The 15,950-nt window shown below is 43.5% G+C and carries 17 protein-coding genes; 10 read left to right on the forward strand and 7 right to left on the reverse strand.

The features are described from left to right. Window positions 1–33: 33 nt before the first annotated feature. A complete protein-coding gene (locus G6047_RS01600; protein ID WP_169525720.1) occupies window positions 34–633 on the forward strand; it encodes a ribonuclease HII in 600 nt (199 codons plus the stop codon). Between the two features lies 1 nt (window position 634). Here G6047_RS01600 and lipB read toward each other — a convergent pair whose 3' ends face one another. Next, complete coding sequence (lipB, locus tag G6047_RS01605) at window positions 635–1,354, reverse strand: lipoyl(octanoyl) transferase LipB (RefSeq protein WP_169525721.1); 720 nt, start codon at window positions 1,352–1,354, stop codon at window positions 635–637. A gap of 80 nt (window positions 1,355–1,434) precedes the next feature. Here lipB and lysS point away from each other — a divergent pair, with 80 nt between their 5' ends. The 3 genes from lysS to G6047_RS01620 all read left to right on the forward strand — a co-directional run bounded on the left by lysS (window position 1,435) and on the right by G6047_RS01620 (window position 4,080). Then, on the forward strand, window positions 1,435–3,135 hold the full coding sequence (gene lysS / locus G6047_RS01610) for a lysine--tRNA ligase (RefSeq protein ID WP_169525722.1): 1,701 nt from the start codon (window positions 1,435–1,437) through the stop codon (window positions 3,133–3,135). 109 nt (window positions 3,136–3,244) lie between these two features. Further along, window positions 3,245–3,691: a hypothetical protein gene (locus tag G6047_RS01615; RefSeq protein ID WP_169525723.1), complete on the forward strand. Its 447-nt coding sequence runs from the start codon at window positions 3,245–3,247 to the stop codon at window positions 3,689–3,691. A 71-nt stretch (window positions 3,692–3,762) separates the two neighbouring features. After that, window positions 3,763–4,080 (forward strand): hypothetical protein, encoded by a 318-nt coding sequence (locus G6047_RS01620; protein WP_169525724.1) that lies wholly within the window; start codon window positions 3,763–3,765, stop codon window positions 4,078–4,080. Between the two features lie 49 nt (window positions 4,081–4,129). Here G6047_RS01620 and hemL read toward each other — a convergent pair whose 3' ends face one another. The 5 genes from hemL to G6047_RS16740 form a co-directional block, all read right to left on the reverse strand. Next, the gene (hemL, locus tag G6047_RS01625) at window positions 4,130–5,413 is read right to left on the reverse strand and encodes a glutamate-1-semialdehyde 2,1-aminomutase (RefSeq protein WP_169525725.1); all 1,284 of its coding nucleotides are present in this window, start codon (window positions 5,411–5,413) and stop codon (window positions 4,130–4,132) included. After that, window positions 5,413–6,288: a glucosaminidase domain-containing protein gene (locus G6047_RS01630; RefSeq protein WP_169525726.1), complete on the reverse strand. Its 876-nt coding sequence runs from the start codon at window positions 6,286–6,288 to the stop codon at window positions 5,413–5,415. The genes hemL and G6047_RS01630 overlap by 1 nt, the downstream gene beginning before the upstream one ends. Further along, window positions 6,281–7,174, reverse strand: coding sequence for a 1-aminocyclopropane-1-carboxylate deaminase/D-cysteine desulfhydrase (locus G6047_RS01635; protein ID WP_169525727.1), 894 nt, complete (start codon window positions 7,172–7,174; stop codon window positions 6,281–6,283). The genes G6047_RS01630 and G6047_RS01635 overlap by 8 nt, the downstream gene beginning before the upstream one ends. Before the next feature lie 55 nt (window positions 7,175–7,229). After that, complete coding sequence (locus G6047_RS01640; RefSeq protein WP_169525728.1) at window positions 7,230–9,050, reverse strand: T9SS type A sorting domain-containing protein; 1,821 nt, start codon at window positions 9,048–9,050, stop codon at window positions 7,230–7,232. 154 nt (window positions 9,051–9,204) lie between these two features. Further along, window positions 9,205–9,531 carry a hypothetical protein gene (locus tag G6047_RS16740; protein ID WP_235946477.1) on the reverse strand — a complete coding sequence of 109 codons (327 nt, stop codon included), beginning with the start codon at window positions 9,529–9,531 and terminating at the stop codon, window positions 9,205–9,207. Between the two features lie 31 nt (window positions 9,532–9,562). Between G6047_RS16740 and G6047_RS01645 the strand changes: the two genes are divergently transcribed. From G6047_RS01645 to G6047_RS01670, 6 genes are all read left to right on the forward strand, one after another. Beyond that, complete coding sequence (locus tag G6047_RS01645) at window positions 9,563–9,739, forward strand: DUF5522 domain-containing protein (protein ID WP_169525729.1); 177 nt, start codon at window positions 9,563–9,565, stop codon at window positions 9,737–9,739. After that, on the forward strand, window positions 9,736–11,727 hold the full coding sequence (locus G6047_RS01650) for a urocanate hydratase (RefSeq protein WP_169525730.1): 1,992 nt from the start codon (window positions 9,736–9,738) through the stop codon (window positions 11,725–11,727). Before G6047_RS01645 ends, G6047_RS01650 begins: the two co-directional genes overlap by 4 nt. Window positions 11,728–11,755: 28 nt before the next feature. Next, window positions 11,756–11,926 (forward strand): hypothetical protein, encoded by a 171-nt coding sequence (locus G6047_RS01655; RefSeq protein WP_169525731.1) that lies wholly within the window; start codon window positions 11,756–11,758, stop codon window positions 11,924–11,926. A 43-nt stretch (window positions 11,927–11,969) separates the two neighbouring features. Continuing rightward, window positions 11,970–12,515 (forward strand): DUF4136 domain-containing protein, encoded by a 546-nt coding sequence (locus tag G6047_RS01660; protein ID WP_169525732.1) that lies wholly within the window; start codon window positions 11,970–11,972, stop codon window positions 12,513–12,515. Window positions 12,516–12,671: 156 nt separating this feature from the next. Further along, complete coding sequence (locus G6047_RS01665; RefSeq protein ID WP_169525733.1) at window positions 12,672–13,424, forward strand: lamin tail domain-containing protein; 753 nt, start codon at window positions 12,672–12,674, stop codon at window positions 13,422–13,424. A gap of 129 nt (window positions 13,425–13,553) precedes the next feature. Further along, window positions 13,554–15,314, forward strand: a complete 1,761-nt coding sequence (locus G6047_RS01670; protein WP_169525734.1) for an aromatic amino acid hydroxylase — start codon at window positions 13,554–13,556, stop codon at window positions 15,312–15,314. Here G6047_RS01670 and G6047_RS01675 read toward each other — a convergent pair. Beyond that, window positions 15,311–15,928 carry a DUF4230 domain-containing protein gene (locus G6047_RS01675; protein ID WP_169525735.1) on the reverse strand — a complete coding sequence of 206 codons (618 nt, stop codon included), beginning with the start codon at window positions 15,926–15,928 and terminating at the stop codon, window positions 15,311–15,313. The two genes, G6047_RS01670 and G6047_RS01675, sit on opposite strands and share 4 nt — an antisense overlap. Window positions 15,929–15,950 lie beyond the last annotated feature (22 nt).

Genomic DNA, 15,950 nt, shown 5'->3' on the forward strand with positions numbered 1-15,950 from the left:
TCATTTTGATAAATTTGCTGTAATTTTAAATTAATGTTAAGTAACAGATACTCATCATTTCCAATTGAAGCAGGAACAGACGAAGCCGGACGAGGTTGCCTGGCTGGCCCGGTAACTGCAGCTGCCGTAATTTTAACAGATGATTTTCACAATGAATTCATCACAGATTCCAAACAATTACTTGAAAGCCGCCGATTCCAACTTCGGGAACTCATAGAAAAAGAAGCACTGTGCTTTTCAGTCACTCATATAGACCATATAGTAATCGATAAAATCAACATTCTGAACGCATCGATACAAGCCATGCAGGAATGCATCCACAAACTTCAGACAATTCCTTCCTATATAATAGTAGATGGAAACAGATTTAAACCAATTGACAATATTCCGCACGCTTGCATCATAAAAGGCGACAGTAAGTACCTAAGCATTGCCGCGGCTTCAATACTTGCAAAAACATATCGGGATGACTTGATGAATCAGCTTCATGAGGAATATCCGGTCTATAACTGGAAGAAGAACAAAGGTTATCCAACATTGGAACACCGAGAAGCCATCCGGAAATACGGCCCTTCACCCTATCACCGGACTTCTTTCAGGTTACTTCCGGAACAATTGGAACTGGAATTTTGATTTAGTTATCTGACAAAACCAAGGCAGATACCATTTTCGCTTCAAAAAGATGCGCAAAGTGACCGATTAATTTTTCTCTGACTTCATCAAGCGGAACTTTACGCCCGATTTCAACATCAAGAGACGTAACTCCTTTCCCTCTGATGCCGCAAGGAATTATATTGTCAAAGTAGCCAAGATCTGCATTGACATTAAGGGCGAATCCGTGCATTGTGACCCATCTTGAAGCACGAACCCCTAAAGCCGCTATTTTTCTTGCGAAAGGCGTCCCGACATCTAGCCAGACTCCGGTTTCCCCCGGACTTCTATCTGCCTTTAATCCATATTCAGCCAAAGTGAGGATTATGGTTTCCTCCAGATAGCGCATGTACTTATGAATATCCGTAAAAAAATTATCAAGATCCAGAATCGGATAACCTACAATCTGCCCAGGCCCGTGATAGGTAATATCGCCTCCGCGATTCGACTTGTAAAAAGTAGCTCCTTTGGCTTCAAGCTGCTTCTCATTCAAAAGCATGTTTTCGGCATGACCGCTTTTACCCAAAGTATAAACGTGCGGATGTTCTACAAACAGAAGATAATTTGGCGTCTCGTCATTTTTAGATTCTCGTCTGTTAGCAATTTTCAGGTCGACGATATTGCGAAACAATTCCTCCTGCATTTCCCAAACCTCCTTGTAATCGCGAAGGCCAAGATCGGTTAGCAAAACTGTCTTATTCATATCGCAAAGATACGTCATTTATCACCGTTGTAAATCTCAGGGCGTTGCCGTACATTTGCGCTCTTAAAATCAAGCATCCCATGGCCTTATCTGAACAGGAACTCTTGCGCCGCGAGGCATTGACCGAACTACGCCAACTCGGCATAGAACCTTATCCGGCCAATGAATTCAAGGTAACCGCACATTCATCGGAAATCATAAACGACTTTGCCTCATTTGAAGGTAAAGAGGTTACGCTCGCCGGTCGTTTGATGGGTAAGCGCATCATGGGAAAAGCCTCTTTCGCAGAAATCAAGGATGCCGAAGGCCGAATCCAGGTCTATATTTCACGTGACGATATCTCCCAGGATGAAGAACGCGTCATGTACAATTCCGTTTTTAAAAAGCTGCTTGACATTGGCGACTTTATCGGAATAACCGGAAAAGTATTCAAAACACAGGTCGGCGAAGTTTCTGTCCACGTGAGCGAATTGACGGTTCTTGCAAAAGCCCTTCGCCCGCTTCCGGTTGTAAAGACAGATGCAGATGGAAAAATCCATGATGCCTTTGCCGATGCCGAACAACGCTACCGTCGTCGATACGTAGATTTAACTGTAAACGACAACGTAAAGGAAACCTTTATAAAAAGGACGAAACTATTCAATGCGATGCGTTCTTTCTTCAACGAAAAAGGGTATCTGGAAGTCGAAACGCCAATTTTGCAACCCATTCCCGGCGGAGCAGCGGCGCGTCCGTTCATTACTCATCACAATTCACTCGACATTCCATTGTATATGCGAATCGCTAACGAGTTGTATCTGAAAAGACTCATCGTCGGCGGATTCGACGGTGTCTACGAATTCTCCAAAAACTTCCGCAACGAAGGGATGGATCGTACCCACAATCCGGAATTCACGGCCATGGAAATTTATGTGGCTTATAAAGATTATAATTGGATGATGGATTTCACCGAAAGACTTCTGGAACATTGTGCAATTGCCGTCAATGGAACGTCTGAAGCGACTTTCGGAGAACACAAAGTAGATTTCAAGGCGCCGTATCCAAGAATTTCGATGACCGATGCCATCAAGCAATTCACAGGTTTCGACATTTCCGGAAAGACAGAAGAGGAAATTGCATCTGCAGCAAAATCAATGGGAATCCAGGTTGATGAAACTATGGGTAAAGGAAAGCTCATCGACGAAATTTTCGGAGCGAAATGCGAAGGAAACTTTATCCAGCCTACATTCATAACCGATTATCCAAAGGAAATGAGTCCGTTGTGCAAGCAACACCGTGAACATCCGGAATTGACCGAGCGTTTTGAATTGATGGTCTGCGGAAAAGAAATCGCGAACGCCTATTCCGAACTTAACGACCCTATCGACCAACGCGAACGTTTCGAAGCACAATTGAAACTGGCCGAACGCGGGGATGACGAAGCTACCCAATTCATCGATGCCGATTTCCTTCGTGCACTTGAATACGGAATGCCACCAACTTCCGGGCTTGGTATCGGGATGGACAGATTGATCATGTTCCTGACAAATAATGCATCAATACAGGAAGTTTTGTTCTTCCCTCAGATGCGTCCCGAGAAAAACGCACCTGCATTGACCGAAGATGAAAAAGCCATTGCAGAAATCCTCAAGGCGACCAAATCACTTGCGCTTGACGCGTTGAAAATCCAAGCCGGTCTCAGCGGTAAAAAATGGGATGCCGCCATGAAAGGCCTGTCAAAACAAGGACTTGTAAAAGTAATCGTGGAAGGTGACAGCAAAACGGTTGAATTAGCCGGATAAGCATCCTGTCTACTACAATTTAAGAGAAGTTTAGGCTTCTCTTTTTTTTTGCCGTTAAACGATTTGGAAACAGATGCATCCTAGGCCCGAATTTTAAAAGAAACGATTTATGAAACCTGTAATTGCAACTTTGATCCTACTGGTAAATATGGCAGCATTTGCCCAACCGGAAAATCGTCATCATGACAAGAAACATCCCGAACTGACACTGGAACAAAAGAAGTCGCTCCGCTTAAAAAAACTCACACTTGACCTTGACCTGAGCAATTCCCAACAAAAAGACATGGCACTTTTAATTGATGAACAAATGACATCTGGAAAAGCCATGATGGACGAAATGAAAGCCAAACGCGAATCCGGACAAAAGCCAACCGCCGACGAAATCTACGCTCATAAAAGCCAAATGCTTGACCAGCGAATCGCCATTAACGAAAAAGCAAAAAAAATCCTGGATAAAAACCAATATGAGACCTGGAAGAGATTGCAGGACAAAGCAGTAAGACACAATAAAGAAACGAGAAAAAACCACAAACAACCCAAACACGAACAGGAATAAATTGCATTTCTTTTGCAGATTAAACTAAATTCCTTTAGATTTGGAGACGTATCTGATAAATTTATAGAAAAATGAAAAAAATAATTGCAATGGCCGCCATCGCTCTTGCCTGTAGCTTATCTGCAACAGCTCAGGAAGCCAAAAAAAGCACCACACAAACAGAAGTTGCAGCTGCACAAAAATTTCTGGGTCTTGACAAGCAAAAGAGCGACATCCTGACACAATTGATGGATTACAAGCATAAAATCAAAGAAGATCCAAAATCAAGCGACAAAGTGAAGCAGGAACTTCCGTGGATGCTTGAAAAGAAAATGGAAGGTTTTTTAAGCAAGGAAGAAATGACAAAGCTTAAAGGCAATAAAGAATTATTCCTACAGATTACTCAATAATTGAGTTTCAGAAATAAAAAATCCGTCTTAACCGACGGATTTTTTTGTTTTATCGTTTTGCGAATGCACTTATCACTTCAATGGTGCGATCAATATCAGCATCACTCAATGCATCACAAATGAACCACGTTTCGTAGGCTGATGGCGCAATGTACACACCTCTGTCAAGCAAAAAGTGAAAGAATTCATTGAAGGTATTTGTCGCGGCAACAGAAGCTGTATCAAGATCTACGACCGGTGTATCTGAAAAATGCACCGATATCATTGAGCCGCAACGATTAATAGTAAAAGGTTCAGATCCGCAAGACAATACACTTCTAATCCCACTTTCAAGACGAGCGGTTTTTTGATCCAGACGCTCAAAAACACTTCTATCCGCTTCAAGTGATTTAAGCATCGCCAATCCCGCAGCCATTGCAATAGGATTTCCGGAAAGTGTCCCAGCCTGATAAACGGGCCCTGAAGGAGCAAGATAATCCATGATTTCATTTCGTGCCGCAAAAGCCCCAACTGGTAATCCGCCTCCTATTACTTTGCCGAAAGCAACAATATCTGCCTTTATTCCAAAAAGTTCCTGTGCGCCACCGCGTGCCAATCTGAAACCGGTCATGACTTCGTCAAAAATCAACAGAATACCGTGGGCATCGCATAACTCGCGAAGTCCTTTCAAAAATCCTTGTTCGGGCGGCACACAACCCATATTTCCCGCAACGGGTTCTAAAATAATTGCGGCAATCGAATCTGGATTTGCGTTCACGATTTGAGTCGTTTCATCCAAATCGTTGTATTTGGCCAGCAAGGTGTCTTTCGCAGTTCCTTCTGTTACACCCGGACTATTCGGAGAACCGAATGTCAAGGCTCCGCTTCCTGCCTTTATCAGGAAAGAATCGGAATGGCCGTGATAGCAACCAGCATACTTTATAATTTTATCGCGTTTGGTAAATCCGCGGGCGAGCCGTACTGCACTCATACATGCTTCTGTCCCTGAATTTACAAACCGTATCTTATCGATATTCGGAACCATTGAAACCGCAAGGGAAGCAATTTCCGTTTCGAGTGCAGTCGGTGTTCCGAATGTGGTTCCTGATTTAACCCGATGAATGATAGCCTTTTCAACAGCTTCATTTGCATGCCCCAGAATCAGCGGTCCCCATGAATTTATATAATCTATGTATTGGTTGTTATCCTCGTCAAAAAGATAAGCCCCTTTTGCGCTTTTCATGAAAACCGGTGTTCCGCCTACAGCCTTGAAAGCCCGAACCGGAGAATTCACACCTCCGGGAATATATTGCCCTGCCTCGGTAAACAAAGCGCTGCTTCTTTGATATCGCATTATTTTATTCTTAGGTTTTGGCCGATTGAAAGCGCATTATCCTGAAGGTTATTCATAGACTTCAACTGATCGACCGTAATGTTGAATCGCTTGGAAATAGAATATAATGTATCTCCGGCAATCACCTGATATTGTGAGGAATTATCAGCAATCATGACAGACGTGGATTGTTGCGGAACCGGCTCATAATCGACACCTAAAACCATGGCATCGTATTTTTGCAGATTGTATCGTTCGATAAGCCCGATAAGTTTTTCAGGATATTTCGGATCTGTTGCATAACCTGCTGAACGAAGTCCTTTTGCCCAACCCTTATAATCGTCCTTATCTAATTCGAACAAAGCCGAGTACCGCTGTCTTCCGGTAAGGAACAAGGCATGATCGCGATACGATTCTGCCGGATTGTTGTATTTGCGGAAACATTCCTGTTCCGAATCGTCATCATGCCTCACACTCTCACCTGTCCAATCCTTATGGCATTTGATTCCGAAATGGTTGTTTGCAGATGAACTCAAAGGACCTGTTCCCGCACCCGATTCCAGAATTCCCTGAGCGAGGATGATACTGGCCGGAATACCATACTGTTGCATATTTCCGCGCGCAATCGGTTCGAACTTGGCAATATATTCGTTTACCATTTCCGTAGTCACCTTTACCCTTGTAACGGCTTCAAGTGTTTCTGATTTTGAGGCAGCTGATGAATTCCCCGAATTTGAGGAAGCAGTAGCCGATTTAGTCGTAGTTACTTTTGTCGTGGGTTTACGGACAACAGCCTTTTTATGGGAAGTCGACGGTCGCTTGTAGGTTGTCTGTTTGGAAGAATTACAGCTGGCAAAAATAGCCAAAAGTACTAGCAACAGGATTCTCTTATTCATTTGATTCTATATCTATCGATGACATTTTCTGTTTCATTCCTTCAATTCCCTGAAGACCGCCGGTGTGGATGGCCAAAACGCGATCAGAACTTTTAAAAAAACCGCTCTCGCTCATCTTATCAATCCCGAAGAGCATTTTGCCTGTATAAACGGGATCGATCGTGACTTTATTTTGTGCTTCGAAATGTTTGATAAAAGCAACCAATACCGAATCGACTTTGGCATAACCGCCAAAATGGAAATCAGTGATGATGTCAAAATTGCTTCGCATTGTCCATTGTTCCACTTCCGATTTTAAAAAATCCCCTTTGAGTGAACTGAAACCCAAAAGTTTCTGTCTTTCACCAAGCGATCGTGACAATCCTGCCAGCGTTCCGCCAGTTCCAACGGCGCAGCAAATATAGTCAAACTCAAAATCTGCATCAGTGAGAATTTCTTCACAACCGCGTACCGCAAGCTCATTCGTCCCACCTTCCGGAATCAGGTAAAATTTGCCAAAGCTTGTATTCAGGTGGTTTATGAATGATTCCTCATTTTTTTTCCGATACTCCTCACGGTTGATAAAATGAAGCCGCATGCCGTTTCTTACCGCTCGTGAAAGTGTCGGATTCAAAGGTTTTGAAGCCAATTCATCGCCTCTGATGATTCCAATCGTTTTTAATCCAAACCGTTTTCCGGCATAAGCGACCGCATCGATATGGTTGGAAAAAGCACCTCCGAAAGTCAGCAGTGTATCAAAACCGTTTGCAATGGCGAAATCAATATTGTATTTGAGCTTGCGGAATTTGTTACCCGGAATTTCCGGATCGATAAGGTCTTCTCTTTTGAGCCATACATCGGCAGAACAATTCGGGAGCAGTATTTTTTGGTTGAATACAGAAGACATAAGTGCTACAAAGAACAAAAAAAAGCAACCATTGAGGCTGCTTTGATATTTTTATTTATTCCGATGCTTTACTGTGACTGACGAGTATCTTTTGGGCAAAATCACTCTTTTCCTTCGAGACGATCTTGACCACATACACAGATTCGCTTAACCCCGCAGTCGACAATTCATAACTGCTTTTTCGCTCCTGATTTTTGAGTTCCATTACGCGTTTGCCGGAGATATCGAAAAGATAGACATCGGTCACATCAACCAAGCCCGGATTATGTATCGTCAACACTTGGCTTGCATTATTCTGGGTCACAAGCAATTCCTGTTTCGTAGCCTGAGGCAATCCCAGAGCCTGATCGGTAAACGTAATCTCATAACGCTCGCTGTTGTTTCCCGCAGGCATGTCGATCTGGAATTCGTCCAATGTAATCTCGTGATACACATCGTTTAATTTATCATGAACGTAGACATGATCCGCCTCGTCAAAATTGATCATTTCACTTACAGTTATTTTGTAAGATGCATCGGCGGCATTCTTAAGACCTATCGGAATCTTTTTATTCACATCAAAGTTTACTGCTGATATGACGAACTCTTTACCTTCAATCGCAAAATATAAATCTGCCGGAAGTGCATCACCTGGCGATTTTGAGTCGAGCGCATGGTCGATACCATCTGTAGCTTCATCTTTAAACGCAAGTACAATCTGGCGGATTCCCGAATCATTCAACGAAACATTGAATCGGATCTGTGGTGTCGGAGCATTGCTGACCGAACTATAATCAAATCCTGAAACCGATGGAATCTGAGGCAAATTATCGAATGTTGGCTCTTCACTTTCAGTACTTGCCATCACACGTTCAAAAACAGATGTCGATGCATTTTCATTTGTAAAGACACGATAGCTATTTTTCATGACAGCACTTGCATTGGCAGCACCTTCGAGCATAAATCCCTGACCTATAGGCGAAAAACGACGCGCATAAGACGATCCGGATCCGACCGTCGCCAGTGGAATTCCGGCGCCATCATAATTGGTAAAGACAGCTGGCACATAAATATTAGTTCCTCCTGAATACGTTCCATAACCACCTTGATACGCCACAAGCAAATGCGAATTCACATTTTTGTCCTGTTCCCAGAAGTAAGCCGAACCGGTACAATTTGTTTCGGCCACAAGAAAAGCCGCAAGGTCTATTGCTGATGGATATGGATTACCGGTAAGCGTCCACTGCCCTGTTGCAAGTGGAATGTTGATATTTCCGTCGTTAGGTTTTCCACGGAAGTCGTAACGTTGTGCAGCCCCGGGATTATTGGCGACACCGTTGACCATGGTCATATCCGTCCCGGAAGTTCCTTTCATGGTAAAACCTTCACCTGCAGCAATCGTAGATGCCGAATTCACCTGAGACCAGGCAGAATAGTTGGTGCTCATGGTATATTTAAAAACCCAGCGCTGTGAAATCGACAAAGGCGATGCGATTCCGTTTGTATTGGAAGTAGGAAGCATGATAGCTGCCGTACTGTTTGTCACATCAACCGGACTGTATAATTGCGTAATCCCAAAGTTTGAATTCCCTACTGCGGCCAATGCCCCGCCAACAGGAGAACACCAGTAATTGTATTCGAAATTATCTACGGTACCTTCCTGGTACAAAGACAAATTTCCCTGACCCTGATTCGCACTTGTACCTGTCGTGCCCTGGAGAAGCTGTGCGCCATTCCTTAAATAAAAATTGGAATTGTTCTGAAGGTTCACTCCTTGCTTCACATAAACATACTGGTTATTATTGTAGACGTAACTTCCGGGGCTTACATAGAGCTGCGCGCTTCCAGGCAAAGCTGCCAAAAAGAATAATGTTGCCAGAAACAGGACCTTTTTCATCACAAAAAATTTTTATAAAAATACTTTTATTTCCTTCAAAATAAAACAATTATGCACCAAAAGCATTTAAAATATACGAATGTCATCCAAAAGGATTATTTCTGGTCCATATCCAATCAAAAAAATCCTACACCAATACGCCTTTTGACGTAACTCACAGGAAGTTTAAAAAGGCCCAGAATTTTCTTTTCTTCAAGTATAGAGTGTCTTTTTCAAAGGCATATGCCTCTCTTTCAAAACTGATTTTAAGATATGCGACTCTGCTGTTTTTGCTTCTGACGAGATGATACATAAACTCCAAACCATACCAAATGTAGAAAAGCAAAATAAGCATTTCCAGTTGCTGTTTCAAATGGATTCTTTCATGGTTAAGGATTATTTTATCAGATGCATGACTTTTTTCCCTTAAAAAAATAAAGGGAAACAATGTTATTCCGCGAAAACCTTTCGGAACCAAATATTTTGAAATGACTACGAACATCACGAGTCAAAGTTCCTAAATTTGCCGTAACATGAATGGCAATACAGGCGAAAATAAGCTGATTGAAGGTGAAGATTACTATCTGACACCCGAAGGCTATAAAGTATTCACAGAAAAATACCACCTCAAACGAGGCTATTGTTGCCGCAGCGGATGCCGCCATTGCCCTTACGGTTACGACAAAAAAACAAATAAATTCAAGAAATGACTTTCCAGGAACAAATTTCCGTTGGCATTCCTGCCGAATTACCTGCTTCAAAACCATATGATACCAGCGTGAACCACGCCCCGAAACGCAAACAGATTTTATCTCCGGACGAAAAAAAGCTTGCCATAAAAAACGCACTTCGCTATTTTGAGCCGCGCCACCACAAGGAACTTGCCGCTGAATTTTCAAACGAACTCGAAACTTACGGACGCATTTATATGTACCGATTCCGTCCGGATTATGAAATGAAGGCACGGCCTTTTTCAGAATACCCCGGAAAAAGCGACCAGGCAAAAGCCATCATGCTCATGATCCAGAACAATCTTGATTATGCCGTGGCCCAGCATCCGCACGAATTGATCACGTATGGCGGAAACGGAGCCGTGTTCCAGAACTGGGCGCAATATCTGCTCACCATGAAATATCTGTCAGAAATGACAAACGAACAGACGCTGGCCATGTATTCCGGGCATCCTATGGGGCTTTTTCCATCTCATGCAAATGCGCCACGAGTGGTCGTGACAAACGGCATGATGATACCGAATTATTCAGCTCCGGACGACTGGGAAAAATTCAACGCACTTGGCGTGACTCAATACGGACAAATGACAGCCGGAAGCTATATGTATATCGGGCCGCAAGGCATTGTACATGGAACAACGATCACGGTCATGAACGCCGGACGCAAAATCTCCAAAAACGGCGAAGGCCTTGAAGGAAAAGTATTCGTGACATCTGGCCTTGGCGGAATGAGTGGCGCACAGCCAAAAGCCGGAAACATCGCAGGCTGCATCACCATTTGTACCGAAATCAATCCGAAAGCTGTGCACACCCGTCATTCACAAGGTTGGGTTGATGAAGTTCTGACAGACATTGATTCGTTGATCGAACGTGTTCAAAAGGCAAAACAAACCAAAGAAACGGTTTCCCTCGCCTATCTCGGAAATGTCGTTGATGTTTGGGAGAAATTCGCAGATAAAGATATTTTCATCGATTTGGGTTCCGACCAGACATCGCTTCACAATCCATGGGCCGGTGGCTATTATCCGGTTGGCTTGTCTCTTGAGGAATCGAATGCGATGATGGCATCGGAACCAGAAAAGTTTAAAGAAAAAGTACAGGAATCATTGAGGCGACAGGTTTCCGCAATCAACAGGCACACCGCAAAAGGCACCTATTTCTTTGACTACGGAAATGCTTTTTTGCTCGAAAGTTCACGTGCCGGAGCCGATGTGATGGCAAAAAACAACATCGATTTCAGATACCCGAGTTATGTGCAGGATATTTTAGGACCTATGTGTTTCGATTACGGATTCGGGCCATTCCGATGGGTTTGTGCTTCCTGTGACCCCGAAGACTTGGCTAAGACCGATGCAATTGCGCTTTCCGTCCTTGAGCAAATGGCAAAGTCTGCACCGGTTGAAATCCGTCAGCAAATGGAAGACAACATCAAATGGATCAGCAGCGCACGTGAGAACAAACTCGTAGTCGGTTCACAGGCTAGAATTCTATACGCCGATGCACAAGGCCGGATCAATATCGCAAAAGCATTCAACGATGCCATCGCCAAAGGTGAAATCCAGAACGTAATCCTTGGACGCGACCATCACGATGTTTCCGGTACAGATTCACCTTACCGTGAAACATCGAATATTTACGATGGATCGCGCTTTACAGCAGATATGGCCATACAGAATGTAATCGGCGACAGCTTTCGCGGAGCAACCTGGGTCAGCATACATAACGGCGGAGGCGTAGGTTGGGGCGAGGTTATAAACGGCGGATTCGGTATGGTTCTTGATGGCTCCGAAGAATCAGGGAAGCGACTCAAATCGATGCTTTTCTGGGACGTCAACAACGGTATTTCACGCCGCAGTTGGGCCAGGAACGACGGAGCTGTCTTCGCCATCAAACAGGCGATGCAATCGGAACCCTTACTCCGCGTTACTATACCAAACGAAGTAGACGACGCCATCTTTACTAATTAATTGTGGTTTTTTGGAACCGATTATCCAAATGGACAAACTGAATAGCATTTCGCTAGTGATAATGGGAATAGGCTTTTTGCTTCTTGCCAAATTCATGAGTGGCTTATTGCTACAGGCGTTGGCCGTTTCGATTTCCATTGGTTTCAGTGTGGTGGCGATTGTAAGAAGTTTTCGTGAAAAGAAAGAAAAAAACCTATGATTTTTAAGATCATTAAAAATTAAAAATCGCTAATTAAATCGCTATGAAAACCATTAAAGTATTACCCGTTCTGCTTGCCTTTGTGGTGAGTTCCTGCTGCGCTGTGCGAGTGGCATCAGACTATGACAAAAGTGTCGATTTTTCTGCCTACAAAACGTACGGCTTCTATAAGACCGGAATCGACAAGGCCGAAATATCAGACCTCGACAAAAAAAGAATCCTTCGTTCCATCGAAACTTCCCTGGCTGCAAAAGGCTATACCAAAAGTGAAACACCTGATTTACTCGTAAATATTTTCACCAAAGCCCGAACACAAGTAGACGTAAATCAATTTAACGCCGGCTGGGGCTACGGTTGGGGTTGGGGTTGGAATCCGTACATGTGGGGCGGCGGATATAACACCAGTGTCAACACATACACAGAAGGAACATTATTCATTGACCTCATCGACGCCAAAAAGAAAGAATTGTTGTGGCAAGGCGAAGGCATAGGAACATTGACCAAAGATGTCGACAAGAAAGATGAAAGGGCAAACGAATTCGTAAGCGCCATCCTGCAGAACTTTCCTCCCGGAGCTCCAAAAAAATAATACAATCTAAAGCCGCGACCAGATTCGCGGTTTTTTTATTTACAATCGGAACACAAATTCTAACGCCATATTATCAAATCGTTAAACCCGTGTAAATCATTTTCTATACCGTGATAAAAAGCGAATTTTTGCAATTGTAACGTAACAAATCTAACTATGAGAAAAATTTACTCTTTTGCATTCCTCGTTCTTGGCTCGATTGCCCTGGCACAAAACAGCACTAACGGCGTTCTCCCTCAAGGAACCGGCGTTGTGGTCAATGAATTCATGGCGAGCAATAACGCATCGGTGACAGATGATGCCGGTGAATTCGAAGATTGGGTTGAGCTATATAACAACAATGATTTTGAAGTCGACTTAAGCAATTTCTACCTTTCAGATGATGCCGCCGATCCTACAAAATGGCAATTTCCACAAGGAACTTTGATTCCCGCAGGCGGTTACCTGATTGTTTGGGCAGATGACGATGCAGACCAAGGGCCGCTTCATGCCACCTGGAAACTTTCTGTTGACGGGGAATTCGTGGTATTGACAGATCCAAATATGATCACGATCGACAGCGTCGAATTTGGGCCGCAAACAGCAAATATGAGCGCCGCACGCATTCCGAACGGAACAGGTGAATTCGTGATCCAGGAAGAAACTTTCGGAGTGAACAATGAATCACTGGGACTTACCGGTGTAACTGTTGCGAATCTTGCCGTTTATCCGAACCCGGCAAACACCGAAATAAAAATCAGTGGAAATTTCAACGCTTCCGTAAACGTGAACGTGTATTCTGAATCTGGACAAAAACTGTATAACTGCGTTATTTCAGCTGATAGCCAAATCCCGACTCAAAATCTTTCTAACGGTCTGTATTTCGTACAAGTTGGAAATACAACAAGCAAAATACTTGTAAAACACTGATTTACCATTCTGAAATCTGTCAACCAAATTATAACCGCTGTCATAAATAGACAGCGGTTTTTTTATGATTTAATTGCTTATGTCTTACTGTCATTTTACTAATTTTACCCGACTACAAAAAATGTCTGCATGAGCGCTACATTCGAAAGCAACCCATTAATTGACCGGCTTCCGGTTCATTTGAAACAATTCATCAAACCACAGGATTATGAGGATTACACTCCAATAAACCAGGCCGTTTGGCGATATGTGATGCGTAAGAATGTAGCTTATCTATCCAAGGTCGCCCATCACTCCTATCTTGATGGATTAAAAAAAACCGGCCTCGAAATAGACCAGATTCCCAATATGTATGGCATGAACCGAATTCTTAAAGAAATCGGTTGGGCTGCCGTTGCCGTAGACGGTTTCATTCCGCCGAATGCATTCATGGAATTCCAGGCCTACAATGTTCTCGTTATCGCTTCAGACATCCGTCAACTCGAACATATTGAATACACGCCTGCTCCGGACATAATCCATGAAGGCGCCGGACATGCACCTATCATCGCGAATCCGGAATACGCCGAATATTTGCGCCGTTTTGGTGAAATTGGCTGCAAAGCGATATCTTCCCACAAAGACTATGAATTGTATGAAGCTATCCGTTTGCTTTCGATTTTAAAGGAAGCCGAAGGAACATCGGCAGAAGATATCCAAAAGGCAGAACAGGCTGTCGAAGATTTACAAAACAATATGGGTGAAGCATCTGAGATGGCACAAATCCGCAACCTGCATTGGTGGACTGTAGAATATGGCCTGATCGGAACCCCTGAAAACCCAAAAATCTACGGTGCCGGCTTGTTATCCTCGATTGGTGAAAGCGCCTGGTGCATGACCGATGCTGTCAGAAAACTACCGTATTCCATCGATGCAGCCGAGCAAAGTTTCGACATCACAAAGCCCCAGCCTCAACTGTTCGTCACGCCCGATTTTGCTTTCCTGAGCCAGGTTCTCGAAGATTTTGCAAACACCATGGCATTACGTACCGGCGGGCTTCGTGGAATCAAAAAACTCATCGATTCAAAAGCACTTGGAACCATAGAATTAAGTACCGGAATCCAGATATCAGGAGTTTTCACAAATGTAATCGAACACGAATCCAAACCTGTTTACATCCAGACGACCGGAAAAACAGCCTTGTCCTATCGCGAAAAAGAACTCGTGGGCCATGGAACGAATACACACGCAGAAGGCTTTGGAAGCCCGATTGGCAAACTCAAGGGAATTAACCTTGCCATCGAAGACATGAGTCCGCGTGATTTGCGTGCTTACGACATCTACGAAGAAGAAAAAATCACGCTTGAATTCGAAGGCGGAATCACGGTTTCCGGCGAAATCATTACAGGTTCAAGGAATCTTCAGGGCGAAATCATCATCATCAGCTTTAAAAACTGTACGGTGAAACACGGAGACGAAATCCTGTTCCAGCCGGAATGGGGGACGTATGATATGGCCGTCGGGAAAAAAGTAGTCTCGGCATTTTCAGGCCCTGCAGATGTAAAAAGCTTTGATCTGATCACGCACGTTCCTTCTTCTAAAACCATAAAAGCAGCTGAATCTGAAAGCCGTTCGGCACTTGAAAAACTCTATCGTGAAGTCCGTGATATTCGTGAAAGCGGAAACGGAATTGAAAAACTGGCTTCGGTTTTTGAAGAATTGGTTTCCAGATTCCCGACAGATTGGTTGCTATCTGTTGAAATCGCTGAATTACTCAAAGATGCGAACCAACCAGTACTTTCAGAAAAGGCATTATCCTATCTGGAAGAATTGAAAACCAAGCGACCTCAAATCGCACACCTCATCAAAGGCGGCCTCGAGCTTATTTTTGAGGAGGAAAAAGCGAATTAATTTTTGAGTTGCTGGCCTAATTGCTTTTCATCGGCGACAGGTTTTCCTTTGTATTCAAGTGTCCAGCCCATCGAACTGGTCAAAATAAGCATTTTTGAAAGCTCGCTGACCAATCGGTTCTGAGCGTTCGATTGCAGGCTTGAGGCTCTGACTTTTTTCATCAGATCATCGCGAACCTTTTTGTTGATCTTGTTGTAATCATCACCTGTAAACAGGCTCAGTGTCGTTTGTTCTACATCATAAAAAGTCAGTTGCGGATCAATCTTGATTTCTTCTTTTGGAATCGTGAGAATTTCAATGGTCTTATTTTTCTTGTCTATATCATATGTAACCTGATGCAGGTCATACGAAACCGACACATCTGCATTGACAATGACCAATGCTTTTTTCTCGAAAGACAACATATCCATCAGGTATTTATCGCGGTCTTTGTAGGTGATGACTTCGGCGAAATGGCCTTCGGTGACCACAAGTTTGCCTACATTTTCAATTTGTTTCTGGATCAGTTGGGTGTTGTATTCGAGTGTCGATGAATCGTCTTTGCGTTCTATAAAATAGCGTATCGCAAAAAACACAAGCAACGTCAAAACGGCAACCAACAGATATTTGCGCATCAGGCTATCTTTTTCTTAAAGA

It is taken from the genome of Flavobacterium silvaticum (genome assembly GCF_012911565.1).
Taxonomy (GTDB): domain Bacteria; phylum Bacteroidota; class Bacteroidia; order Flavobacteriales; family Flavobacteriaceae; genus Flavobacterium; species Flavobacterium silvaticum.